Source organism: Rothia sp. HMSC065D02 (genome assembly GCF_001815285.1).
Taxonomy (GTDB): Bacteria; Actinomycetota; Actinomycetes; order Actinomycetales; family Micrococcaceae; genus Rothia; species Rothia dentocariosa.
Map to the genome: position 1 here is coordinate 166,503 of NZ_KV820076.1, position 24,723 is coordinate 191,225.

A 24,723-nucleotide genomic window follows, 5' to 3' on the forward strand; every position below is an offset into this window, starting at 1 on the left:
GCGTCTTTTGCATTTAGAACCACAGTACCGCGAAGAGAATGCAGTTCAGTATGAAAGCCGTATTTTTACCCCGTGATATGTTGGAATACGCACGCCTTCACAGGTGTTATTCTGGCGCTGTTTATTTCTCTTCAATCTCCAACACACATCAAGGAACGTCACCGTGCTTGAAGTCATTATTGCCCTGTCGCTGGCGATTCTTCTGGGTAATATCCTTGCCCATAAAATACGAATAACCCCCGCCATTATGCTCATTTTCATGGGGCTTGTGCTGGCGCTCATCCCCGTTCACGCCATGCACGAGGTGCGCGAGGCCGGGCTGCCCCCGCACGTGATTCTCGAAATCTTCCTGCCCGTGATGCTGTTCTGGGAGACCCGAAACACCTCCTGGCGTGAGGTGCGCGCCCGTCTGCGCGGCATTCTGCTCTCGGGCACGGTGCTCGTAATTTTCACGGCGTTCGTTATCGCCTGGGTGCTTCACACATTTATGGGCGTCTACCTGTGGCATGTGGCGCTGATTATCGGCGTGGCGCTCGCCCCCACCGATGCCGTGGCCGTGGCAACGCTCAACGGCAAACTCCCCAAATCTTCCATCACCACCCTTAAAGCGGAAGCACTCATTAACGACGGCACCACCCTAGTTCTTTTCGCACTCGCCCTGCAGCTTGCGGGTGGTCATGAACTGGCCCTGGGGACCGCATCCGGAATGTTCTTCTTCTCGTTCCTGATCGGAAGTCTCGTTGGCCTGGCCGTCGGATGGGGTGCGAATAAGCTGCGTGCGCACATCGGCAACCCCATGAACTTCAGCGTGTTCATGTTTACCGTGCCGTTTATTGCTTTCTTCCTGGCTGAAGAGATCGAGCCTTTTGAGGGCATGAAAGGTTCCGGAGTGGTGGCTGTGGTGGTCGCCGCTTTCTACCTGACCTATCGCGGACCGGATACCATCAAACCCCAAAACCGTTTCTACGGTCTGCCCATCTGGTCGTTTGTCTCCTATGTCATGAACGGTGCGCTCTTCGTGCTCGTGGGTGTTCAGCTGCCCAGCGCCACTGCGCCTGTGGATGATGTTCTTCGTGAATACCACTATGCGTGGGCTTTGACGTTCGCCGTGATTGTGGTGGCATGGCTTGTTTCCATTGCGGCGCGTTTTATTTTCCTGCACGTCTCGATCGGTATTATTCGTGCCCTTGACCGTTCAGAAAAGCAGAAGCAGCTGCGCACAACTTTCCGTGGCCGTGTAGTGAGTACCTTTGCGGGACTGCGCGGCGGTGTTTCCCTCGCGGTGGCTCTCTCCGTGCCGACTGATGTTCCCGCGCGTGACTTTATTATCTTTATTGTTGCGGGCGTGGTTCTGCTGTCGATGGTGGTTCAGGGGATGCTCCTGCCGCTCGTTATTAGGTGGGCGAAAATTCCGGTTGATACCACCGAAGAAGATGAGATCAATGAAGCAGTGCGCACGATAATTGCCGAGTCCTTCGACTCTGTGGCTGAGATTGGCCAGGAAATTGGTGCACCACAGTGGATTATCGACCGCATTGCCGATGAACAGATGTACAACGCGAGTATGTACCGCAACCTGCACGCCGTTCGTAAACACGGTGCGAACGCGCCGGAAGAAGCCCGCCGCATTATTGAAGCGAGCGACCTTGAGAAAGAGCTGCGTCTGCGGCATTTGGAGAAGCAACGCAGCGTGCTCAAGCGCCTGCGTAATGAGCGCACAATCGACACGAATGTGCTCCACGCGATTCAGGAAATCCTGGATATTGAGGAGGCTCGCGTGCTCGGCCCGGTTGAGCTGGAGTAGCCCCGAACGGCTCCAGAAGTGCTAAACCCCGGGTGTATTCTATATTCCGTATATGGAATATTAAGGATGCTCCCGGGGGTTTATGCGGAATTTTAGGGTGCTGCACGGTATTCTGGTACACGTGAGCACGAAACCCTCGGCATCGACCCCGCCCCCGAGCGGAAAAGTTCCGCGCGCTGTTGGTACCGCGCAAGGGCGCGCATCGTTAATGCTGCACGCGCTGATATACCTTATCTTTGGGATTATCACCGTTTTTGTGCAGACCCCTGATAATGTCTTCACCAAAATACTTTTGGGCCTCTGGATGCTCGCACTCGGCACCTCACACGCGCTCACGGCCCGCGGGATGCACTACGGGCCCGCGACGAGCGCATCGCTCAGTTCAACAGCGCTCGTGCAGGCGGCATCCGGGGCTTTGCTCGTGATAATGCCGGATACCCTTGCTCTTATTATTCTGGCGGTATGCGCCGGTTCGGGCCTGCCGGGGCTGATTAAGCTGCTCTTGGGGATGCGCTACCGTAGTGCGGTGGCTGTGTGGCGTGACTGGGTTCTGGAAGGGGGCGTGCTTCTTGCGGTTGCTTTAATTCTGCCGTTTGTGGGGGAGATCGGGGCGAAAGCGACCCTGGGAGTTCCCGGCGGTGGGGCGCTGATTATCGGCGTTTTTCTGCTGGTGGGTTCTCTGGGGCCGAGCGAGAAAGCGGGCGCTGACCGAACAAAAACCTAGTTCACAATCGCCCAGGTTTTAGAGGTGTACTGCAACGGCGCGTACACTGGTTAGACACACACAAGAGGAGGAACGAGTGGCTGAAGAACGCCCCCGCGGATTTAAAGCGCAGGTGAAAGGTCCCCTGCTGGTTGCCGCTGCTCTGGCTGTAGCGGCTTTCTTCGCCGTATTTATTTTTGCAACCGGCGGCACCCGCAACCACCCCAACCTTGTGTTGGCCTTAGGTGTGGCGGGCGCGGTTTTTGTGGTCACCCTCGTAGTGTGTGCAACCCTGATCTTAGCGGAACGCCCGAACGACCCTTCACTGGGGCAGGGTACAGGTATCAATAAATCCTCGGCAAAGCTTTACGAGCAGGCGAAGGCCAAGCGTGAGGCGGCGGAACGTGAAAAAGCCCGTGCTGAGAGGAATTCACAGACGGCTGGAACCAAAGAGACAACAGCTGGGAATAATGCTGAGCCCCCTAAGACGACTGACAGCTAATCGGCGCGCTAAGCTGGTTCTATCTTTATGAGTTATACGCCTTATGGCGAGAGGAGCTGGTAGCACTAACTGCCAACTCCTCTCTACGGGTAGAACAATTACCTTAGGCTCTTGGTGCTTTATGCGCATCAAGAGCCTTTTTATGTCGTGTGTGGGGCCGCAAGAAAACTATTTTGTGTGGGAAAGAGTCGCTTTTCGAGCGCCCATCATCGCGCGCTGTACCCCCACTATTGAGGTCAGTACCAGCACGAAGCCGAGCATCGACAGAGGTGTCATGTTTTGTCCCAAGAAAATCCAGCCAAGGATAAAGGCGGTGACTGGGCTGAGCGGTCCCAGGGATGCAATGACCGCGGGTGGCAACTTCGAGAGTCCATGAAAATACACGCAGTAGGCGAGCGCTGTGCCCACCAGGCAGAGGAAGGCGTATCCGCCGATATTTGCGGGGGTGAGCGGTGGCAGTGGTTCCTCGGTCAGCAGGGCAATCGGCAGCAGGAATATTCCGCCCACGAGCAGCTGCCATCCCGTCATGGCGAGAGTCGAGAGAGACGATGTTCCTGAGGCGGTGAAGAAAATACCGCACGCCATGGCGACAGCCCCGGTGAGTGCCGCAAGAATGCCGATCACATCGAAGGTGGTGCTGGGGGATGCGACCAGCAGAATAATACCGATAATGCCCATAAGTGCGGCAAGCCATGCTGATGCGGGAGTTGCTTTCTTGGCGACCGTTCGGGTGAGGACGAGGACGAAAATAGTTTGTGTTGAGCTGAGAATCGCCGCCAGTCCGCCGGGCAGGCGGTATGCAGAGACGAACAGCATCGCCTGAAATAGGCCGATATTGAGGATGCCGAGAAGAATAATTCGGCCCAGCTCTTTCTTGTGCGGGAACTCTCGGGTGATGAGCAGTAGCAGCAACCCTGCTGGCAGCACACGGATCAGCGCGGCGGTGAAGGGGCGGTTGGGCGGCAGAAATTCGGAGGTGATGAGGTAGGTTGATCCCCAAACCATGGGGACGAACGCCGTGATGATCAGCAGAGGAAGACGGTTTTTCATAGTTCTTCGCAGTCGGATAGATGCCTTGAGTTCAAGATAAATCCTAATCACTTTTTGTCTTGAAAGCAAGATAAAATAGTAGTGAGTCGATTTTAGGAGGAATATGTCGAGCGCCCGTTCCCGCAGTAACCGCCCCGATGCCGTGGATATTATTATCGATCAGTGGAAACGTGAACTCCCCGAGTTGGCTTCTGAACATATGGCTCTGATCGGGCGTCTTAAGCGATGCTCCATCCTACTCGCGCCGCGTCTTGACGAGGTTTTTGCTGCCTATGATCTCAGTAATGGCGCCTTTGACGTGCTGGCGACGTTACGCCGCGCGGGTGCGCCCTATATTCTGACCCCGACCGAGCTTTTTGCATCGCTCATGGTTACTTCAGGCACTATGACAACCCGCCTGCAGAATGTGCAGAAGCGGGGGTGGGTTGAGCGCATCCCCAACCCGGACGATGCCCGCAGTATGCTCGTGAAGCTAACGGGCGCCGGGCGTGAATTGGTGGAAAAAGTCGTCTTCGAACACGTGGACAATGAGCGGCGTATTCTGGAAAAGCTGCCTGCTGAGACGCGCCGTCAGCTGGATGCGGGCCTCGCCGAACTGATGCGGGTGCTGGAAAACGCGAAGAAGAGCTGAAGGAAAAAGGTTGTAGCGAGCCTGCGCGCTCTAATCCTCCAGCGGTTCCGCCAGAGCCTCCTCCTGCCCGTTCTCCGCTACGATGCTCAGGGCACGTTCCAAGATCTGCACATCCTCGCAGGTCTCTACCGACGTAACCTTACCCCACACGAGCGTGAAAAACTGAAACACCGTATTCTGGTAACGCTCCCCACCGGGTAGATCGCCACTCACCCGCGCCAGCACTGCCACACGCGTGCGCCACGGGTAACCCGAGACCAGAATATCCTGAACGTCAAAATGGGCACCCGGCAACAGACGATTCACACGTTCCCACCACAGGATCATGGTCTTTTTACTCGTGCGGGTGCCGCCAAGAGCGTGGCTGCCATGAAATCGGTATTGAAAAGAATCCGCCAACGAATCAATCATCGCTTGGTAGTTTCCGGCGTTAATTTCTCGGAAAGTAGCGCGTATTTTATTTGCCACTATGCGCCTATACATTTCTTGCTCCTCGTCTCAACATTACCCGAAAGGTACATGCGATTCTGTGTGGTTGGCCTCTCTGAAGTCAAGGGTTTACCGGTATATACAGATATATGACGCTTTATCAGTGAGAATTTACGCGGGTTCCTTACAGAAGAACAGCCTTCGAAGGTAAGGGGCGGTGTGCTAAGCTGGAACCATATTTGCAACTGTTAGCCCTTCATGGGCAAGAGGGGTCGATAGCGCTAACTATCAACCCCTCTTTAGTCAGGCAGATGCTACCTCAGTCGCTTAAGGAATACTGAGATAGCTTCTACGACATTAGAAACGGCTTGAGTCGATCCATCAATCAGAATGTAGTTGATGAGGATCGCTTGAGCCGTTTCTACTATCTCGTAGAATGACATCTGTCTCACCGCCTCTCCGCCCCGAGAGTCATCACGGAATGTATATTTGCAACCTGTGCCGGTGACTCATTCCGGGAAGAGGGCACTAATAACTTTACCGCATGCTTTACAAGGAAAGTTCGTGTGATTCTGGAGAATGCATAAAAATGTGATTCTTCTATTTTTAAATTCTTTTCACGCGCACTAGGGATATTCCTAGAAGAAATATTGCGTCATAAAGCGTTATTCCATAACTTTGCCTGTACTCAGCGTTGATACCAGCGTTACACCCAATCTACGATAGAAATATCCATTCCGGATTTTGTAAATTCTGCAATATCTTATTCAATCACCAGGAGACCCCATGCAGACCCTTATTATTAACGCCCACCCGGATCCCCAGAATAAAACTGCGTATTGCACCAACCGCCTCGTTGATTGCCTGACCGAGAAACTGCCGGATGCGTCTGTGCTGAACCTCTACAATGAGGATATTCCCGAACTTACTGCCGAAACCCTGCCGCTTTACGGGTCGGTATATGATGAAAAATCGTCCCTGAGTAAGAGGGAACAGCAGATTCTTGCGCGCCGTGCTGAACTCATTGAACAGTTTAAAGCGGCTGATCGGCTGATTATCGCTATGCCCATGCACAATTTCACGGTGACTTCGCGCCTGAAAGACTACCTGGATAACATTATTATGGGAGGGCAGACTTTCCAGTTTAGCGAGAATGGTCCGCAGGGTCTCATGGGCGGGCATAAAGCGTTGCTCGTGCAGTCAAGCGGCTCCGTATACAGCACCGGTCCGCTGGCACCGTTGGAGCAGTCGTACCCCTTCCTGCAGACCGCATTTGGGATGCTCGGGTTCGATTCGACCGATATTGTGCGTGCCGAAGGCACCATGGATCCAAATATTGGCCCAGACGTCGCTGTTGAGCGTGCCTGCGCCGAGCTTGAACAAAAACTGCCCGAGTTCCTTGCCTAGGCATCCAAGAATTGCTGGGTATAAGGAAAACTAAGAAGCCCGATGGTACTGAGGCGGTGTGCTAAGCTGGAACCATATTTCATAGGATACACTCATGGCGGAGGAGCCCAGTAAGTTGGAATTACTAAGCTCCTCCTTGTGAGCAGGGTCGTTACCTCAGGTTCCTAATACAGGTTGAGATAACGCCTACGATATGTGAAACGGCTTGAGCCGATCCATCAATCAGAATGTAGTTGATGAGGATCGCTTGAGCCGTTTCTACTATCTCGTAGAACAGCATTCCTACTCACCCCCTCTCCACCCTAAGAGTCATCACGGGGGTATATTTCATAGGATGTTCCGTGTGCTCTACCCCGGCGAAAAGGGTTATTTCAACTTTACTGTATATTTTTTGAAGAAAGTATTTTTCTTAAATACTTGTGGTCAAAAACTCTCTTTATTCACATAAAGAGCCTTTTTGCGTGGGAGGTTAGAGGGGGAAGCAGGGGAGAGGATCGGGAGGAAAAGCAACGAGATGAAGGGCTTACTTCTCAACAGGAAACGGGTACAATAGAGTCCCCTGCCCGCATCGGCATGTAGCGCTGACCGATATTACCTGAGCCATGCCGCCCCAGAGACGGGTGCACTCCACAGACCAAGAAACGCATCTTCATGACACATAAACCTACACACGCCCTGCCCGAAAATACCGGCGCGGCAGACAAACCCAACACAGCAGCAAAACTTGGCACAGTAGCGCCGTCCGAGGCGAACCCGCCCGTCACCGGTGCAGTTCCGGCGGTGACAGGAACCGTGCCCTCCACCACTGGCGCCATCCCGGCTGTGCCCACAGCTGATACAGGCCCCGGGATGCCCAATATGGACGATCCCAAAAACATCTACCTACTCAAAGAGGCCCCGGTTTTCAAGGCGCTTCTTTCCCTGGGTATCCCCATGGCAGCAGGGCTGGCGATCACCAGCATTTACAACGTCATTAACTCCTACTTTGTGGGGCACTACGGCACCGTCGAAGAGCTCGCCGCCACCGGATACGGCGTACCTGTTTTCGGTATCATCATGGCGATTGCGGGTGTGTTCGGTCTGGGCTCATCAACCCTGGCGTCGCGTCTGCTGGGCGAAGGCAATGAGACACGTATTCGCAATGTGACCTCATTCGCCTTGTACTCTGCGCTCGCCTGCGGCGTAGTGGTTGCCATCGCAGGGTTTTTGTTTGCAGACCCGATTACCGGGCTGATGGGCGCCTCCGGAGCATCCTTTGAACCGACCAAAACCTTCGTGCACCTGCTCTTTTTGGGTGCGCCGTTTTCGGTCGGCATGTTTACCCTGGAACAGCTGGTGCGTTCTGAAGGTTACGCCAAACAGTCCATGTACGGCATTATCTGGGGCGTCGTCATCAACTCAATTTTCGATGTTTTGTTGATTGCGGTTCTCGGCTGGGGTATCGCCGGTGCCGGTTGGGCGATGCTCGCCGCAAACGCCGCATCCATGGTGTACTACCTGCAGTTCCTTATTCGCAAGAGCCCCAACTTCTCGTGGAAACCCAGCGATTTCGTGATCGCCGGCGACATTATTAAACCCGTGTTCGCCGTGGGTGCCGCCGAACTGATTCAGAGTGCAAACCTGACCGTTTCTGCGCTGGTGCTCAACAATATTGCGGCAGGATACGGTGACGACTCCGTGGCCGCCTTCGGGCTGGCGATGCGCCTGAACATGGTACCTGAAATGCTGTGTATGGGTATCTGCATGGGCGGTATTCCGCTCTTCGCCTACGCCTACGGTGCCCGCAATCGAGACCGCGTGCGTTCGGCCCTGAAAACCGCCGCAATGGTATCGGTGGCAACCTCCATTATCTTCACCACCCCCGTTTTGATATTACGTCGTCAGCTTCTTGAGCTCGTGGGCGACTCCTCGCTGGTCGCCACCGGCGAGAAAGTGCTGATCGCGCTCATGCTCGCCGCCGTGTTCAACGCCGTGAGCATCGTGTTCGTCTCGTGGTTCCAGGCCGCCGGTAAAGGTTTGCCCGCCACGCTCATGACCCTGGGTATTGCCCTGCTTTTCTTCCCTGCGGTTATCTTCGGCAATATGTGGTTCGGCTTCGACGGCCTCACCTGGGCGTTCCCCTTCACCCAGATTTCGGCGTGCGTGCTGGGCGTGATCCTGTTCTTCGCAACCGGCGGTACAAAGGTGAAGGATGCGCCCGCATCGGGCACCCCCGAGCACGGCGTGACCGAGATTAAGGTTGAGTCTGAGTAGCGGGTCTGCACTTTCTTCATTCGCACCCGTGAAAACGCTCTGACCTGAGTGTATGCCCGAAGCGTTATATTGCAGTGACCCCTGGAAACAGAGTTTCACCGCTGTATAACGCTTTTGGTATATATCGGGCAAAGCAGCTCGAATAATATGCTCAAAACCGCATATAAGGTTCTGCCGTGCAGCGCAGTTCAGAAGTTATTCCGTCATGGAACGACCTGCATATGCCCCATACAGGCACAGCCGTGTATGATAAGCGAGGCGGCAGCCCCGCATTCAGGGGAGCCAACCGGTTATATGCGTTTACCGGCATATAAGGAAAAACTTGCGGTATCGGTGCTATGTGAGGTTATTGCATGGCACGTACATATGCCGCAGGATTATTCCAGACTGGGTATATACCCTTGTCAGGCTTATATGCCTATACTCCATGCGTTCGCACGCCGCCTACGTTCACCGACCATTACCCTATAAGGAGGTACACCGTGCCCCAAGCCGAGCATCTCGGTGTACCCGAAACACAGGTTGCCGGGGATACCGCATCGACGGCGAGTGCAGACGAGCTTTCCCGCGAAGTTCTTCATCAAAACAACCTGAGTGAAGACTCCCGAAATATCTATTTCCTCAAAGATGCCCCGGTGATGCGCGCGCTGCTTGCCCTGGGTATCCCTATGGCAACCGGGCTGGCGATCACCGCCATTTACAATGTGGTGAATTCCTATTTTGTGGGGCACTTTGGCACGGTTGAAGACCTTGCCGCGCTTATCTTCGGGTTCCCGGTGGTAGGCGTCATTACCGCGCTGGCGGGGCTTTTTGGGGTGGGCGCATCCACCCTTACGGCACGATTGCTGGGTGAAGGCAACACCGCCCGCATTCCCGCAGTCACCTCTTTCGCTGTCTATGCTTCTCTAATCTTCGGTGTAGGGCTGGCGGTAGCGGGGATTTTCTTCGTCGATCCGCTCACTCGGCTGATGGGTGCCGGTGGTGCCACCTATGAACCGACTCGCTGGTTCGTGACCGTGCTGTTCCTTGGCGCCCCGCCCTGGATGTGTATGTTTACCCTGGAACAGCTGGTGCGTGCCGAAGGCTATGCCAAACAATCCATGTACGGCCTGCTGTGGGGAGTACTCGCCAACCTCGTGCTGGATGTGCTGCTCATCGGTGTTTTTCGTATGGGTGCGGCGGGCTCTGGCTGGGCTCTCATGGGGACAAACGTCGCCTGCATTATTTATTACATGCTGTTTTTGACCGCGAAGAGCAAGAATTTTTCGTGGTCGCTCAAGGATTTCACGCTCTCTGCCGACGTGCTTAAACCCGTGCTTTCGGTAGGTTCCTCGCAAATGGTATCGAGTCTTTTCCTCGTTGTCTCGGCCCTGGTGCTCAATAACCTGGCGGTTAAATACGGCGATGCGGCGGTTGCCTCCTTCGGCGTTTCGATCCGCCTGATCATGGTTCCGCAAACCCTGTGTACGGGTATCTGCATGGGCAGTATTCCACTTTTTGCATATACCTACGGTGCGGGGAACCGGGAGCGTCTGCGCGCCGCACTCAAGGTTGCGGTGCTGCTCTCGGTTGGAACCTCGGCGGTGTTCTCGATTCCGGTTTGGGTGTTCCGCGACTGGGCGCTGTATCTTGCGGGCGGACCCAGCATCATCACGACGGGGGACCAGGTACTCACCGCTTTGCTTTTCTCAACCGTTTTCTATGCGTTAGTGATGTTGCTTGTCGCCTGGTTCCAAGCCTGCGGTAAAGGCGTGGCGGCGGTAGTTTTGACCGCGAGCGTGGGCGTTTTCTTTTTCATCACGGTCTTCGCGGGCGATACACTTTTTGGATTTACCGGGCTCACCTGGGCTTTCCCCGTCACGCAGATGGGGTCGTGCGCGCTCGGGGTGGCGCTGTTTTGGGCGAGCGGGCGCACGCGTATCCGGCGGTGTGAAAAAGCGTAAGCACAGAATAAGCCGCCGGGCAACGAGCCTCACCCAAAGATTATGCTATTTCCACCACGTATCGGCGATACCCACCGGAACCGTGCGTTTATGCCGACTGCGCAGGTAGATAGTCTCTAGCTTTTCGGCGACGGCGGGGTCAATTTCTTTACCCTCCAGGTAGTCGTCGATCTGCGGGTAGGTGATGCCGAGTTCGTCCTCGTCGGTGCGCCCGGGGATACCGTCAAGCAGGTCGGCTGTCGGCGGCTTAGCCCACAGCCGCTCGGATGCGCCCAGAACCCTCAGAAGCAGCTGATTCTGCCGCTTATTCAACCCGGACAGCGGCAGTATATCCGCCCCTCCGTCGCCGAACTTCGTGAAGAAACCGGTCACGGATTCCGCCGCGTGGTCGGTGCCGACGACCAGCAGGGACGGGTCGCCAGCGAGCGCATACTGGGCAATCATGCGGGCACGCGCCTTAATATTTCCCTTGTTAAAGTCGCTGATGGGCGTGCCCACGGCAGCCGTGTAGGCGGTGTCGAAGCCATCGACCGCATCCGCAATATTGAAGGTGACGGCACGGTCGGGGGCGATGAATTCGAGGGCCTTTTGTGCGTCTTCTTCGTCGACTTGGGTTTTATAGGGCAGGCGCACCGCCATGAACTGAGCTTGGTATCCTTCAGCGTTGAGTTTTTCGCTGGCGAGTTGGCAGAGCCTGCCCGCCAGTGTGGAATCGATGCCGCCGCTAATGCCGAGCACGAATCCGCGGGTGCTGGTCGCTTTCGCGTAGTCGCAGAGGAATTGTACGCGCCGCTGTATTTCCTCACGCGCCTGGTCTTCGGTCATATTGGGACGAACACCCATCTGTGCCACGATTTTTTCCTGAAGTTCACGCATATTTCTAGTGTACGCGGGCGCCGTTTTGCTGAGGGAACGAAAGTTAATGCAACTAATCTAAAAGATTAGCCGAATCTTTTGCTACAAAGAGCTAATTTGCTATTGTTTTTAGTCTAGAAATACTACAAAGTGTCGCGGTGTATAAAACAGGCGGAACTATTTGCATTTTTGTTAGCCTTGGATAGGTTCGCCTAATATTCGGTGAACCCCACACATCGCACTGATAGACCTCGAATGAAAGTACACTATCATGAGCCAACAGAACTTTGACCCCAATCAATATGGCCAACAGCCCGCACAGGGTATGCCTCAGCCGGTGTCGGGACAGGCGCCGGATGCGCAGGGCAAGGCAACGTTCGCGCATATATCCATTCTGCTTACTTGGATCGCCACGCTTATTATGTGGTCGATCTATAAGGATAAGCCCGGATACGAGGTTGTTAAACGTGCCGCAGCGCGTGCCTTCAACGTCTCGATTACCATTTCGATTGCAACGATTGTGGGTATGATCATTCCCCTTATTTTGGCAGTAGTTGCTGTAGCTGGGAAAAGCAGTGGACTTGCGGTTGTAGCCCTTATTCTCATGGTGGTTGTGGCAATCGTTGTTGGTATATGGGGGATTGCTGCTTTCGTATGCCACATTATTGGCGCGGTGAAGGCCAATGCGGGAGAGACGGATTATAAGTACCCGCTGCCCGCCTTGAAGATCTTGAAAGATTAGTAAGGCCTAGAGCATAGACTTTCAGAGTCGATAACAATACCCTCGCAGTGAAAAGCCTCTTAATAAACCTAGAGCTTTCTACTGCGGGGGTATTGTTTCATCGTTCGGGATAACCTGTCGTGGTGAAACCGATGTGCTAGAGACCCGCCAAAACTTCACACATAGGCACGGACAAGGCTTTATATCAGTATCGGAATATAAGAATATGCTCTCGATTCCCTCACTGCCGGAGGAACCGAGAGCATATTCGTGATTGGTTATATACCGTGTGGACTATATACCGGAATCGGTATACAGCCAGGTCAGCGTGCTAACGCATAGTTGGCGTATTCCGCACGCTATTTCGGCAAAGACGTATCTGCCTTTGGAGATTCTGTAGGCTCTGAGGGACCCGGTAGCGAGCTATCCTTCGGAGATTCCGTGGGTTCTGATGGGCCCGGCAGTGAGCTATCCTTCGGAGACTCTGTAGGCTCTGAGGGACCCGGCAGACTGCTCTGCTGCTGCTCGCTCAGCGGAACCACCTGGGCGCGTTCACCGGCAGCTCCGTTCTGACCGCTCAAATCGCCGGTACCGTTGTGCAGGTGCAGGAAGAGTGCCGAAGGCTTCTCGCCCTCAACGCGGTGCACCTTTACCTCGCCGCCGTTACGGTCGGCAAAGAGCCCCGGAACACCCGCGCTCTCACCCTCGAACCATACCTTCGGCGCGAACGGGTTGAAAGAGATCTTCTCGGTGGCATCAACATAGTCGCCGCCAGCCTTCGCATTGCTCCACGTGTTCGTTGAAACCGCATAGTCAATGCTCGAAGCCGAGTCAGCTGTCAAACCCAGATCCTTGAGCGGCACACCCAGCACCATCACGTTTGTATCCATGATGTTCGTATCGGTATCGCCCCAAGCGCCATTAAGCGGGTACCGATTGGTTATTTCCCAGGTATCCCCATTCGCCTTCCACACCTTCACGAGTGGGTAATCCAGACCCTTTTCGGGCCCCACCTCAAGGTTGTAGTCGGGCTTACCGTCACGGTTGGTATCGAGCGTCACCTGAAGCTGACGTCCCGGGTGCATGGAATCCCAAATACCCCAGGTTGAAATACCGAAGTAGATCTTACCGTCGTTCGGATTCTGCCCGGCTGCCTTGAGCGCCGGAGCGTCCGAAGCGGCACCTACATACTGCAGATCCATGCTCTGGCTTGAGGGAAGATCCAAATTCTCGGTGGGGATGCGCGGGCTTGCAGCCCCCAGCTCGAAGGCTCCCATCATGGACCGGTAGCCGCCCTGGTTCACATCCTGCCCGGCGAGTTTGACGGTGGTTTCGGTGGCTTTACCATTCTCAAACTGAATCTCAGAGCCTTGAACCTTCATCGTAGAGATAGGCTTCGGCGCCGCATGAACGGGCAGGCGTATAAGCTCCTCCCAATCGTCCTGGTTCGCGTCCTTAAGGAGTATGCGGCCGGAGACGCTCGCAATATACTGACGTTTGCCCGAGATAATAGGCTGGTACTGCCCATCAGTATAGGCCATGGCAGTTTGCTCTTTCTCCAGGGTGGGATCCATGGTCTTTTCCAGGAAGGGGGTGTAAGTCGAGAAGGTGATAGGAACTTTGACGGTCTCACCCGGTTCTACGGTCACCAGGGGCGGTACTTCGGGACCTGAACCAGGGATTTCGGGACCATTCTGGTACGAAAGCTCGTAGGTGTGAGCCACCGAATCCATATTCCGCACGACAATATTGCGGGTTACGGTATGGTCTTCGCCATCGAGAGGATATTCGAGAACGCCGAATGATAGGGAAACCCGTTCGGGAGTTTCCTCATTGTAGACCAGAACCTTCGCGTTGACCGCCTTCTTGGCGTTCACGAAGCCAGACCCCACACGATCAACAGCATATTTATATCCTGAATTGTTGGTGACATTGGTGTCTGCGCTGTTCATGATCGCAGCCTTCACCATAGCCGGGGTATAGTCTGGATGCGCCTGCATCACCTGCGCGGCAATGCCGGAGACATGCGGTGCCGCCATTGAGGTTCCGGTGTTGTAAACCCCTTCGGTGCCCTGGCCGACTGACGCCGAAAAAATATCAACTCCCGGCGCAGCAACATCGGGTTTGATGAATCCTTCGGTGCCGTGCTGACCGCGAGAACTCATAGAATTGAGGCCGAATTCGAGCCTGGTAGGAATATGCGTTGCCTTCTTATAAGCCTCATTCGCTTCAACCTTGAAAGTTCCGGCCTCCACGTAGGGTTTTATGTCTGCGGCGAAGGCGGTGTTAATGCGGAACCCGGGGATCGTGGCGTTACCGCCAAACCCTTGTTGGGCAGGATAGTCCTTGAGGACGAGCAGCACGCCCGTGCCACCCGCCTGGGCAACATGATCGAAACGTTCGGCGGAGGAACAGTTGACCTTGTAGGTGTAGTCTACTTCCCAGTCGAGCATCACCCATTTACCCTTGATCTTTTCAGCCTCTTCCGGGGTGAAGGGTTTACAGCCGTCATGGTTGCGTTCGGGCGCGAGGGTGACATAGCCGGTGCGTTTATCGGCAGGTGCCTTATCGAGGGGGAAATTGAGCGAATAGTCACCATCAATAAACTTAAAGTCCCTAAAGACGCCGTCAATAAAATCAAGGGGAATTCCGTTTTCGGGGCTGACAATTTTGAGCTGATCAGACACGCTCATAGTGCCGTTGGCGTTCGCAACCGAAATGCTGGATGCGGCGTTGGCGGGGCTGCCCGAATCCGAGTAGGTATCGCCCACGCCGTTGAACTCATTGGCGTTACCCGCCGCCGTGACGGTGAGAATACCTTGCTGCGCGAGGGCATCCACCATAGCGGAGTCAGGGTCATCAGCCGGAGAAAATTCGCTGCCGAGGGACAGGTTGATGATATTAGCGCGATCCGAGAAATCGCCGTCCTCATTGGGGTCTAGAGCACGGTCGAGCCCCTGCATCACCACGTTTGAGCTGCCCTGGCACCCGAACACGCGGATGCTCAGCAGCTGCGCTTCGGGGGCGGAACCGGGACCGATCTTCATGTTCTTGAGATCGTTTTCGGTGAGTTTGGAGTAGTCGCCGCGGAAGGTACTGCCATCGGCATTCACCCCGTACCCCGCCGCAGTACCCGCCACGTGGGTGCCGTGCCCGCCGGTTCCATACCCTTCAGGACGGCAGTCGAGCGGATTGTTATCGGGCTTAGGGGTCGAACCCGCGTCGAGAGCATTGTAGTCATCCCCCACAAGGTCGATACCGCCAACCACCTTGGACCGGTCGATAAGCCCTGAGTCAGCATCGGGCAGGTCCGTCAGGGTTTTGGCCTTTTCGTAGGCTTCTTTCGTGCCGGGTCCGCCAAAGTCGGCGTGGGTGTAGTCAATCCCGGAATCGACTACAGCGATCTTGACGCCCTTACCGGTGTACCCGGTGCTTTCAGCCCAAGCCTGCACGGCCTTAGAGTCTATATCGCTATACGCATTCATGCTCTTTTTCGCCACAATGGGGGTGATGCGCTCGACATCATCCCGCGCGGCGAGAGAACGGATTTTCTCGGCATCGCCGTGCAGGGCTACGCCACGCATCGTATTGTGCACGGTATAACGTATTTCTGCACCGGAATCCTGAGCCGCTTGGCGAGCCTGATTCTCGACCTGATCCTTGATAGAGGTGGCCTCACCCTGCTTCTTAACGGGTTCCTGTTTATTGTGCAGAACCTCGTCGGGCTGGGTCTGCTCGTAGGCGCCCTGACCCTTGAACTTAACGAAGACGAGCACATCTCCCTCCGCCTTTTTCATGGTGGGGGAGAGCGCATCTGAATTCTGCGGTGTGGGGGTTGCGAGGTACTGCCCGTTTTCGTTGATACCGCCCGGGTTTATGTCTGCGCTGGCAGGTGTGCCAAGCGCTAACAGAATACTTGTCGCGGCGGCAAGGCACCCTAAGGCGCCTCGTCTGCGATGATTCGGAGGCATATCATACTCCTTGATCCTTTGAAGGTAACAATGTACAGATGATGCGGAGTGAATATGTGTTAACCCTCGTAAGAAGCGGGGATACGCCCGAAAAGGTAGGATTTTCCCACCTTCTCGGGCGAAAACCGCTGCTCGCGGGGTGGATTAGGAGGAGGGGCTAACCCTCAGCCTTGAGCACGCCCTGGTTGTAGCGGTACAGGAACGCTGCCATAGCATCGCGATGGATAGGCTCCAGCGGGCGGTAGGTCTGATCCGGCCACCCGGTCGTCACCTTCTGCGCGGCAAGCCACTCGATCTCGCGGTAGAACATGCTGTTCGGGGCAACATCCTTAAACGTGGGTTTATCCGGTGCCGTGAAGGCCGGGCTGCCCGCATACCGGTAGAAGAACGCCGCCATCGCATCGCGGTTAACCGCATCCTGCGGGCGGAAGGTACCATCCGCATACCCCGTCGTCAGCCGCTGCGCCGCAAACCACTCAATCTCCTTGTAGAACTGGTCGCCGGGAGCCACATCCTTGAACGTGGGCGTGCTCGGCGCGGTGAACTGTGGCGAGCCCGCCAGGCGGTAGAAGTACGCCGCCATGGCGGCACGGCTCGTATTCTCGGCGGGGCGGAACGAACCATCCGGGTAGCCGGTCGTGATCCGTCGCTGCGCTAGCCAAGCGATCTCGGTGTAGAACATATCGCCCTCCTTCACATCCGTGAAGCGCGGGGCAGAAGGGGTCTCCGTGCTCTGCTCGCTCACCGGAAGCACCTGGGCGCGCTCGCCGCTTGCACCCTGAGAACCCGAAAGGTCTCCGGTGCCGTTGTGCAGGTGCAGGAAGAGGGCCTTAGCCGAACCCGCATCCGAGGCGCGGTGCAGTGTCAGCTCGGTGGTGGGCGCATCCGCGAAAAGCCCGGGGATGCTCGACTCGGTACCGCTGAACCACACCTTCGGGGCGAAGGGGCTGTAGGTAATCCAGTCGGTCTGGCTGACGTTCTCCCACTCGTACTGGGTGATGGACTCAACGCTGTAGCGAATCTGCGGGGCGTTTTCGGCCGTCAAACCCAGATCCTTCAGGGGTACGCTCATGATGAGTGTGTTTGTGTCCATCATGTTCGTGTCGGTATCGCCCCAGGCGCCGTTGAGCGGATAGTAGGCGAGCTGCTCCAAAGACCCGTTTTTGTAGCCCATCAGGCGCACGATCGGGAAGTCCAACCCTGCGGAACGGTCGGTTTTGAGCACGTAATCGGCGCGGTTATTGCCGTCCGTATCGATATTGACCGTGAAGGTGTTTTCCTCAGAGATCACATCCCAGTTCCTCCACGTGCTGATGCCGAAGGAAAGCGTGCCTTCGTTCGGGTCTTTGCCTGCTTCCTTGAGCGCGGGCGCGTTCGAGGCCGCACCCACATGCTGTAGGTTCGCCTTCATATCGCTGCTGACCCACAGGTTGCTCGGGTTAACACGATTCACCGATGCGCCCCACTCGAAGGCCCCCAGCAGGGAGCGGTATCCGCCCTGGTTCAGCTCGGTGCCCTCTAATGTGACTCGCGTCTGGGAGGAGCCAGCGGGAACCTGCACGTTATTGCCCGCAACCTTCATGGTCGAAACCGGTTTGGGCGCTGCATGCAGGGGAACGCGCAGGGTTTGGTCGCCTTCGGTCAGCTTAATACGCCCGGATTCGGAGGCGATAAACTGCCGCGCCTGCTCGGGAACCATGGTCTTACCCGTGTTCAGGTCGATGGAGGACTGGGTCTTTTCCATCGCCGGGTCCATAGTTTTCTCCAAGCGTGCCGGGTCGATCGTGACTTTCACCTGGAAATTCTTCTTCTCACCCGGCTGAACCGTAATGCTGGATGGCATCGAGAATTCAACACCGGGCATATCGGTGCTTCCCGCATAGGAAATCGAGTAGGTGTGCACCTTGGAATCGAAATTCTCGACCGTCATCTCGCGGGTGAGCGACTGCTGACCGGCATCTGCCGCATATTCCAGCACACCGAAAGTCTGCGAGACCTGCTCGGGACGGTTCGCGTTGTACAGAAGCACGCGGGTATCAACAGCGGCCTTCGCATCAATGCGCCCTGAACCCACGCGATCCACCGCGTAGATATGCCCGGCGGCATCGTGCAGGTCATGGTCTGCGCTGTTCATCATCGCCGCCTTGATCTGAACCGGCGAATAATCCTGATGCGCCTGCAACACCTGCGCCGCCACACCGGAGGCAAAGGGTGCAGACATCGACGTACCCGTGTACTGAATCGAGCCCGTTCCGGTACCCACGGCAGCAGAGGAAATATTATTCCCCGGTGCAGCGAGATCGGGCTTCGTGTATCCGTACGATCCGTGGAACCCGCGTGCACTTGAGGTTGTCAGCTCATCGAATTTACCGCTCTGAACGCGCAGACCACCCTTGAGGTCTTCGCCCAGGCGAATCTCTAGGGTGCCAGCCTGTGCAGCCTCGCGAACCTTATCGGATGCGCTCTTCGCCACCCTGAAGCCCGGAATAGTTTCGTTCCCGGCGATCCCCAGTTCGGCGCGCTCTTCCTGGGAGGACAGGACGACGCCCTTAGCGCCAGCTTTTTCAGCATTGTCGAAACGGACTTTCGAGCCGCACGAAATAGTACCGTCCTCGTTCGCCCACTCGATAAAGACCCACCGATCCTTGAGCTTGGCGGAGTCTTCGGCGCTGAATGCCTCACACCCGAACTTATTCGATGCGGGCGCCGCAACGACCTTACCCCGCAGGGTCTCTTCGGAGGCTTTCGAGTAGTTGTAGTCCACCGAATAGTCGCCCGGAATCTTCCCGGCAATCTGGCTGGGTGCAAGAATCTGCGCCGCATCCACGGCGTAGGTTGAACCCACAGAGTTCGCCACCGTCAGCGCCGAAATGGCATTCGCGGGCTGGCCAGAGTTCGAGTAGGTATCGCCTGCACCGTTGTATCCGTTCGCGTTACCTGCCGAGACAACGGCGAGCACACCCTGGCGGAACAGCGTTTCGACGGCGTAGGATTCTGGGTCATCTTCGGGCGAGAATTCGCCGCCAAGAGACATGTTTACCACCTGCGTGCGGTCTGAGAAATCGCCGTCGCCGTTGGGGTCGAGCACCTTATCGAGAGCCTGACCCACCAGGTTGGTGGCACCGCTGCACCCGAAGACGCGGAAGCTGTACAGCTGGGCATCCGGTGCAGAACCGGGGCCGATCTTCATCTCGCCCAGTTTCTCAGGTGTCAGCGTGGAGTAATCGCCGCGGAAGGTCTTGCCCTGCGCATCCACGCCCCAACCTGCCGCAGTACCCGCCACGTGGGTGCCGTGACCGCCGCTGATGCAGTCGATCGGGTTGTTATCGGGCACTGCCGTGTTCAGGCCGTTGTAGTCGTCACCGGCAAGATCGTACCCTCCTAAGAACTTCGCGGGGTCGTAGAGACCGGAGGATGCTTCCGGCATATTGGTGAGTTTCGTGGCCTCGCCAAAGGCTTCTTTCGTGCCGGGCCCGCCAAAGTCGGCGTGCGTGTAATCAATTCCCGAATCGATCACCGCAATCTTAATGCCCTTGCCGGTGTACCCGGTGTTTTGCCGCGCCCAATTCTCGGCGGCCCCGGTATCGACGACAGAACCCGCATTTTGACGGTATTTCGGCACGATCGGGCTAATGCGCTCAACATCCGGGCGGGATGCGAGCTCACGAATCGCCTGGGCATCGCCCATGAGCGCCACGCCCGGCATTACGTTATGGGTGGTGTATAGAACTTTCGCGTGCGATTCTCCCGCTACGGACTGCGCCTGTGACTCTACGCGGGTCTTGATCGCCTGCACCTGTGCCTGAGCGTTCACGGGTGCCTGTCTGTTCTGCAGAACCGCCCGCGGCTGGGTCTGCTCATAGGCACCTTGACCCTTGAACTTGACGTAAACCGGTATGGTGCCCTGCGCCTTTAGCATGCTGGGGGAGAGTACCTGCTGCTGCGTGTGCTGTTGTGAGGTTCTCAGGTCTGGGTCTTGCCCTCTCAACGGTGTCTCTGCTGCGTTGAGTGGTACCGCCGTGGAGGCGATAAGACCGAGCCCCAGAACCGCCGATAACCCAATGCGGGTACACGCCCGCCAGGTGTTGGTGGATGCCATGATGCTCCTTGTGTTTGATAGTGTCGAACCCGAGTCAGCACTTTTGGTAACTATGGTTCGGTGTGATATGCGAGCGCATCGCGTTTTAAAAACAACGATGTGTCTTGCACTATCAATTCTAAGAAGTTTTACTCTAGAGTTTTATCAAGGACACTAAAAATATTTATAAAATTTATACATAAATGTAAATTCTTTACTTCTATAGTTTTATATTCTATTCCCTCAAAACGCCCGGTATTCGTGCCACAAAAATCTACCGTATAAATATGGTGCGCGCTATGATAAAAAGACCAAAAACACCGAATAAAAAACCTTGTCGAAGCTGAGTTGCTCGTATCGTCGAGCACGGTAAGGATGCTGTGCCCGGCTCGCATGGAAGTCTGCATCAGACCCGACGGGGTGGGGCAGCAGCCTCAAGAATGGAATATTGTCATGAGTCAGCCAAATTTTGATCCCAACCACAACCCCTATCAGCAGAACCCGCAACCTAACCAGGGACAGTACCAACAGCCGTACCCACCGGGGCAGCCTATATATGTGACTCAACAAACCAACGATGTCAGTACGGTTGCCATGTGGGGGCATCTTTCCGGGCTTTTAGGTGGGTTTATTATTCCGCTCGTTATCTGGGCTATCTACAAAGATAAACCCGGGTACGAACTGGCACGCCGCGCCGCCGCGCGGGCCTTCAATTTTGGGCTAACGGGATACCTTATTGTTCTTATCACCCTGCTGAGCGGGTTTGTCTATATTTTTACGATGGTCGTACCCGGTATGGCATCGACCAACGACCCGAGCACCGCTGTTTCCAGTGCCATGGGGATGTTCGCACCCATAACCCTCATGGTTCTGATAAGTTGCGTTGTCCAGATTATGATGATTATTTTCCAGATTATTGCCGCGGTTAAATCAAATTCCGGTGAAGACTATAAGTACCCTCTGCCCACCCTGCCTATCCTGCGATAGCACCGAGGCGACGGGCGCATCGGGCAGGGGTCTACCTCAATCCTTATCGAAGACAGAGCCGAGGTAAAACTCGTACACGAGACCACGAAACACAAAGACGACAACACACAGAACGGGTGAAAACATGAGCCAGTCAAACTTTGACCCCAACCAAGACCCCTACCAACAGAATCCGCAGCCTAACCAGGGCCAGCAGCCATACCCGCCGGGATACAACCCACAGCAGCCGAGCCAAGGCTACCCACAACCGGGCTACGGGCAGCCGGTCTATGTGATACAGCAGCCCACTGACGTTAACAACATGGCGATGCTCGCGCATCTTTCCGGGATTGCAGGATTCTTAATTCCGCTGATCTTCTGGGCGGTTTACAAAGACAAACCCGGCTATGAGCGAGTACGCAGCGCCGCCGCACGAACATTCAACCTGGGCGTGACCCTAGCTATCATTATCTTTAGTTCATTCCTGCTGCTGGCTCTGCTGATGGTAATATCCCTCATCCTAGGGGCGCAAAGCCAATCCGGCGAACCATTTATGCTGTTCTTTACGATGTTTCCCATACTGTGGCTTCTGATCGCAGGCTTGGGCGTTACCGCTGTCGTGTTCCACATTATCGGGGCGGTTAAAGCAAATTCCGGTGAGGACTACAAATATCCTCTCCCCACGATTCCCATGTTGCATTAAGGTAGGCGGCATATACTGTAAAACACAGCCCAACACGCTGCATTGAGGAGGTTCTTATGACCTACGACCCTAACTACAACAACGGACAGCCGAACTACCAGAAGCAGCCTGGTTATAACCAACAGCCGGGATCGGGGTACAGCCAGCAACGGCCAGAATATAACCACAAAGGTATTACCCCGGACGCAAAAAACATGGCGATATTCGCGCACCTCTCATCGCTTCTCGCCATGCTGCTGTCGCTGAACACGCTGAGCTTCATAGCCCCGCTCATCTTCTGGCTCATCTACAAAGACAAGCCCGGCTACGAATTCACCAAAGAATCATCGCGCCGCGCCTTCAATTTCAACTTCTCCATGTGGGTTATTAACACCGCCGCATTCCTCCTGATGGTTATCACCCTCTTCATCCTGTCTCCGATATGGTTTTTGGTGGTATCAGTCACCGGCATACTCATGATTATCTTCCACATCTTAGGCGCTATCGCGGCTAATCGCGGTGAAATGTACGACTACCCCATGACCTTCATCAAGATTCTCAAATAAGAAGGTTCATGCGGTACCTGGGGCATATACCCGGGCATAATTCATGGATGCGCGCTCGCGGCAGGTTGCCCCGGGCGCGCATCCTGTATGTTGGCTCTCCAAAGTGGCTTTTACCGCCGAATCACGGGGTTTACGCCGCAGAGACTCACGGAAAAGATGTGTTGCAACCGTTAAATAATAGATGCACCATCACAGGGGCGCGTTATGATTAACAAATGTGTGCCTAAGAGGGTTTGAAGAACCCGCGCACGGCCGCCGAAACGGCGGGGAGTACATCCTAGAGGAGCAAGAATGTCAGCTGTTGTGATCGTGGGCGCCCAGTGGGGCGATGAAGGTAAAGGTAAGGCAACCGACCTGCTCGGACCCCGCGCGGACTACGTGGTCAAGCCGAACGGCGGCAACAACGCTGGGCATACCGTGGTGGTGAACGGCCAAAAATTTGAGCTTAAGCTGCTTCCCGCTGGCATTCTGAGCGAGAAAGCAACCCCCGTGATCGGCAACGGCGTGGTGGTGAACCCGGAGGCACTTTTCTCTGAGATTGAGGGTCTGCAGGCGCGCGGCGCCGACACCTCTAAACTCAAAATCTCGGCAAATGCTCACCTGGTGGCACCGTACCACCAGACGATGGATAAGGTCACCGAACGTTTCTTGGGGAAGCGCGCGATCGGCACGACCGGGCGCGGTATTGGGCCTGCCTATATGGATAAGGTAGGGCGCCTGGGTATTCGCATGCAGGATATTTTGGATGAGTCGATTCTGCGGCAAAAGGTTGAAGGCGCGCTGCGGCAGAAAAACCAGCTGCTGGTGAAGGTCTATAACCGCCGCCATGTTGAGGTTGACGAAATCGTGGACTATTTTATGTCTTACGCCGAGCGGCTCAAACCCATGATTGTTGATACTACTCAGCTGCTCAATAAGGCGCTTGATGAGGGTAAAACCCTGCTCATGGAGGGCGGCCAGGCGACCTTCCTCGACGTCGATCACGGTACCTACCCGTTCGTGACCTCCTCGAACCCGACCGCCGGGGGCGCCTGCGTGGGGTCGGGTGTTGGTCCCACCCGTATTTCTCGCGTGATCGGTATTCAGAAGGCATACACCACCCGCGTGGGTGCTGGCCCGTTCCCCACCGAGCTCTTCGATAAGATGGGCGATTTCCTGCGCACAACCGGCGGCGAGTTCGGTGTGAACACGGGGCGTCCGCGCCGATGCGGCTGGTACGATGCGGTGCTTGCACGCCAGGCGGTGCGCATCAACGGGTTTACCGACCTGTTTATTACCAAGCTGGATGTGCTCACCGGTCTTGAGAAGGTCCCCGTATGCGTGGCGTATGAGGTGGACGGCGTGCGCTTTGACGAAATACCGATGACGCAGACCGATTTTCACCACGCGAAGCCGATTTACGAGTACTTCGACGGCTGGAACGAGAGCATTTCGGATGCGAAAACCCTGGAGGAACTACCCGAGAACGCCCGCAAGTATGTGCATAAGCTTGAAGAACTTTCCGGCTGCCGCATCTCGGCGATCGGCGTAGGTCCCGACCGCGACCAAACTATTGTGGTCCGCGATTTGATGGATTAGGCTCGTCATAATCTGAAGGATTCTATTGACAGAACGTTCTGAAAACCGGTAGATTAATTATCGGTAGTAGTGGGGTTTGGCCCCTCAGAACGCCGTTCCGGATGCCGTAACTTTAGAAGTTGCGGCATCACGTGTATCTAAGGCTAGGTAGGATTTTTTCATGTTGCTGACATATATTGATGAGATTGGGTCTAGGACAGAGTATGTTTCTAAAGATCATCCTAAGTACAATACCTCCCCAGCTTTTGGTTACGCGGGATTTATTATTCCCGATGATAAGGCTCGTGAATTTGGAGCGTACTTTGTGAGTATTAGAAATAGGCTTTACAGAGAGGAATATAATAAATCTGACATTCCCGGGCGATTTGAAGTTAAAGGATCTGATGTATTCAGGGTTAATACATATAAATTATATCCTCAAAATATTAAATACTTTATGAAATTAGTTAATAAACTCAATTATCTTGGCGGTAAAATATTTTATTTCGTCAAAGAAAAACCACGAGGGACTTTTCCAGAAATTAATAAATCTCTAGATTATAGATACAGTAAACGGGCTCTTCATAATTGGGGGTGTAGTTGGG

General features: G+C 55.2%; 18 protein-coding genes. 13 read left to right on the forward strand and 5 right to left on the reverse strand.

The genetic code is table 11. The features are described 5' to 3' along the window. The first annotated feature begins 163 nt into the window (after nt 1-163). From HMPREF3016_RS03155 to HMPREF3016_RS03165, 3 genes are all read left to right on the forward strand, one after another. The gene (locus HMPREF3016_RS03155) at nt 164-1,804 is read left to right on the forward strand and encodes a Na+/H+ antiporter (protein WP_048752423.1); all 1,641 of its coding nucleotides are present in this window, start codon (nt 164-166) and stop codon (nt 1,802-1,804) included. A gap of 121 nt (nt 1,805-1,925) precedes the next feature. Continuing rightward, nucleotides 1,926-2,528, forward strand: a complete 603-nt coding sequence (locus tag HMPREF3016_RS03160) for a hypothetical protein (protein ID WP_246828445.1) — start codon at nt 1,926-1,928, stop codon at nt 2,526-2,528. A gap of 76 nt (nt 2,529-2,604) precedes the next feature. Then, nucleotides 2,605-3,009, forward strand: coding sequence for a hypothetical protein (locus HMPREF3016_RS03165; RefSeq protein WP_048752420.1), 405 nt, complete (start codon nt 2,605-2,607; stop codon nt 3,007-3,009). Between the two features lie 168 nt (nt 3,010-3,177). Here the strand turns inward: HMPREF3016_RS03165 and HMPREF3016_RS03170 are convergent, their stop codons facing one another. Beyond that, on the reverse strand, nt 3,178-4,059 hold the full coding sequence (locus tag HMPREF3016_RS03170) for an EamA family transporter (protein WP_070740156.1): 882 nt from the start codon (nt 4,057-4,059) through the stop codon (nt 3,178-3,180). Nucleotides 4,060-4,162: 103 nt separating this feature from the next. Here HMPREF3016_RS03170 and HMPREF3016_RS03175 point away from each other — a divergent pair, with 103 nt between their 5' ends. Beyond that, complete coding sequence (locus tag HMPREF3016_RS03175; RefSeq protein WP_048754619.1) at nt 4,163-4,690, forward strand: MarR family winged helix-turn-helix transcriptional regulator; 528 nt, start codon at nt 4,163-4,165, stop codon at nt 4,688-4,690. 30 nt (nt 4,691-4,720) lie between these two features. Here HMPREF3016_RS03175 and HMPREF3016_RS03180 read toward each other — a convergent pair whose 3' ends face one another. Then, nucleotides 4,721-5,158 carry a nuclear transport factor 2 family protein gene (locus HMPREF3016_RS03180; RefSeq protein WP_239662003.1) on the reverse strand — a complete coding sequence of 146 codons (438 nt, stop codon included), beginning with the start codon at nt 5,156-5,158 and terminating at the stop codon, nt 4,721-4,723. A gap of 747 nt (nt 5,159-5,905) precedes the next feature. On the opposite strand from HMPREF3016_RS03180, the gene HMPREF3016_RS03185 reads away from it, so the two are divergent. The 3 genes from HMPREF3016_RS03185 (at nt 5,906) to HMPREF3016_RS03195 (ending at nt 10,722) form a co-directional block, all read left to right on the forward strand. Continuing rightward, nucleotides 5,906-6,526 carry an FMN-dependent NADH-azoreductase gene (locus tag HMPREF3016_RS03185; RefSeq protein ID WP_070740159.1) on the forward strand — a complete coding sequence of 207 codons (621 nt, stop codon included), beginning with the start codon at nt 5,906-5,908 and terminating at the stop codon, nt 6,524-6,526. A 651-nt stretch (nt 6,527-7,177) separates the two neighbouring features. After that, complete coding sequence (locus HMPREF3016_RS03190; protein ID WP_141757696.1) at nt 7,178-8,779, forward strand: MATE family efflux transporter; 1,602 nt, start codon at nt 7,178-7,180, stop codon at nt 8,777-8,779. A gap of 482 nt (nt 8,780-9,261) precedes the next feature. Continuing rightward, on the forward strand, nt 9,262-10,722 hold the full coding sequence (locus tag HMPREF3016_RS03195; RefSeq protein WP_246828446.1) for an MATE family efflux transporter: 1,461 nt from the start codon (nt 9,262-9,264) through the stop codon (nt 10,720-10,722). 45 nt (nt 10,723-10,767) lie between these two features. On the opposite strand, the gene nadE is transcribed toward HMPREF3016_RS03195, so the two are convergent. Beyond that, nucleotides 10,768-11,598, reverse strand: coding sequence for an ammonia-dependent NAD(+) synthetase (nadE, locus tag HMPREF3016_RS03200; RefSeq protein ID WP_070696003.1), 831 nt, complete (start codon nt 11,596-11,598; stop codon nt 10,768-10,770). Between the two features lie 250 nt (nt 11,599-11,848). Here nadE and HMPREF3016_RS03205 point away from each other — a divergent pair, with 250 nt between their 5' ends. Further along, nucleotides 11,849-12,319: a DUF4870 domain-containing protein gene (locus HMPREF3016_RS03205; protein WP_070628087.1), complete on the forward strand. Its 471-nt coding sequence runs from the start codon at nt 11,849-11,851 to the stop codon at nt 12,317-12,319. Between the two features lie 338 nt (nt 12,320-12,657). On the opposite strand, the gene HMPREF3016_RS03210 is transcribed toward HMPREF3016_RS03205, so the two are convergent. Together HMPREF3016_RS03210 and HMPREF3016_RS03215 are read right to left on the reverse strand one after the other, a co-directional pair. Further along, on the reverse strand, nt 12,658-16,269 hold the full coding sequence (locus HMPREF3016_RS03210; RefSeq protein WP_070740162.1) for a S8 family peptidase: 3,612 nt from the start codon (nt 16,267-16,269) through the stop codon (nt 12,658-12,660). 157 nt (nt 16,270-16,426) lie between these two features. Further along, a complete protein-coding gene (locus tag HMPREF3016_RS03215) occupies nt 16,427-20,368 on the reverse strand; it encodes a S8 family serine peptidase (protein WP_070740165.1) in 3,942 nt (1,313 codons plus the stop codon). 432 nt (nt 20,369-20,800) lie between these two features. On the opposite strand from HMPREF3016_RS03215, the gene HMPREF3016_RS03220 reads away from it, so the two are divergent. From HMPREF3016_RS03220 to HMPREF3016_RS10695, 5 genes are all read left to right on the forward strand, one after another. Next, nucleotides 20,801-21,334, forward strand: a complete 534-nt coding sequence (locus HMPREF3016_RS03220) for a DUF4870 domain-containing protein (RefSeq protein WP_065423711.1) — start codon at nt 20,801-20,803, stop codon at nt 21,332-21,334. Nucleotides 21,335-21,458: 124 nt separating this feature from the next. Next, nucleotides 21,459-22,016 carry a DUF4870 domain-containing protein gene (locus HMPREF3016_RS03225; protein ID WP_070740168.1) on the forward strand — a complete coding sequence of 186 codons (558 nt, stop codon included), beginning with the start codon at nt 21,459-21,461 and terminating at the stop codon, nt 22,014-22,016. A 56-nt stretch (nt 22,017-22,072) separates the two neighbouring features. Next, nucleotides 22,073-22,561 (forward strand): DUF4870 domain-containing protein, encoded by a 489-nt coding sequence (locus HMPREF3016_RS03230; protein WP_070740169.1) that lies wholly within the window; start codon nt 22,073-22,075, stop codon nt 22,559-22,561. A 291-nt stretch (nt 22,562-22,852) separates the two neighbouring features. Then, a complete protein-coding gene (locus HMPREF3016_RS03235; protein ID WP_070740172.1) occupies nt 22,853-24,139 on the forward strand; it encodes an adenylosuccinate synthase in 1,287 nt (428 codons plus the stop codon). A 160-nt stretch (nt 24,140-24,299) separates the two neighbouring features. Further along, nucleotides 24,300-24,723, forward strand: a 424-nt coding sequence (locus tag HMPREF3016_RS10695) for a DUF3800 domain-containing protein (RefSeq protein ID WP_141757697.1), incomplete at its 3' end; no start/stop codon positions are given.